Genomic DNA, 842 nt, shown 5'->3' with positions numbered 1-842 from the left:
AAAAAGCTGACGTGGCAACGGCGAACGGGGGAACGCAAGGGCGCCGCGTGCGGCGTGCCATTTACCCTTGCGGGCACACGGGCGACGGTGCTACAAAAGCGGCCGCGCAAGGGGCTGATGAGAGATAACCACCGGTGAGATGAGCAGGAACACACCCGACACGGCGATAAGCCGGGGCGGCCTTGAAGCCCGGCACCGCCGGGCGGTGAGCCTGGCGCGGCGCGGCAATCTTGCCGCTGCAAGCGTGCCCTTGCGTCAGGATGGAAACCCGCTGCCCGAAGGGCCGGGCAGAGACGGCGAAGCCGGCTCTGTGCGAAGCATGACAGCCGACAGGACGCCCAGACCTTCACGCAGTCAGGCAGCACCAGGGAAAGGAAGACAAACAGGAAGAAGATGAAGCAGAGCCGCAACAGCAACAGAACAGGCAACACCATACTGACACCCGGCAAGCCCTGATATCAGCCCCGAACGGCAGCGAATGCGGGCGGCGCAGCCGCACGTCCTCGCTTGCCGGACGCCGCAGGCGGCGGGAAGGGGTTTACGCGCGGCCAAAGTTCGCCGCAGCCCATGCCGCCAACGAGCAGCCAGCGGCAGGGCAAAGCGTAGGGTTAGAGCTGGTTCAGCAAGGCGTCAATGGTCTGCATCGCCTCCCGGTCTTCGCTGGTCATTTCCTCGGCGTTGTTGCTGTCGAGCTGGTTGGCGGCAAAGTGCAAAAGCCGCTGCAATTCCAGCTTGTTGACCGTCACGCACTGCGTGGCGGCGCGGGCCTGCTGAATATCGAACATCAGCGCGTCGATGTGCGCCCTGCCTACACCGTCCCGCTGATACTCTTCAATCTCCAT

The 842-nt window shown here is 64.1% G+C and carries 1 protein-coding gene; it reads right to left on the bottom strand.

Going from position 1 to position 842, the window contains the following annotated elements; translation table 11 throughout:
- Nucleotides 1-608: 608 nt before the first annotated feature.
- Nucleotides 609-842 (bottom strand): hypothetical protein (locus AC4PR2_RS29245; protein ID WP_492176093.1); only part of this gene is annotated, 234 nt, incomplete at its 5' end.

Source organism: Serratia sp. A07 (genome assembly GCF_058725505.1).
The sequence above is the reverse complement of the archived record's forward strand: the minus strand, read 5'-3'. Positions and strand labels throughout refer to the sequence as shown.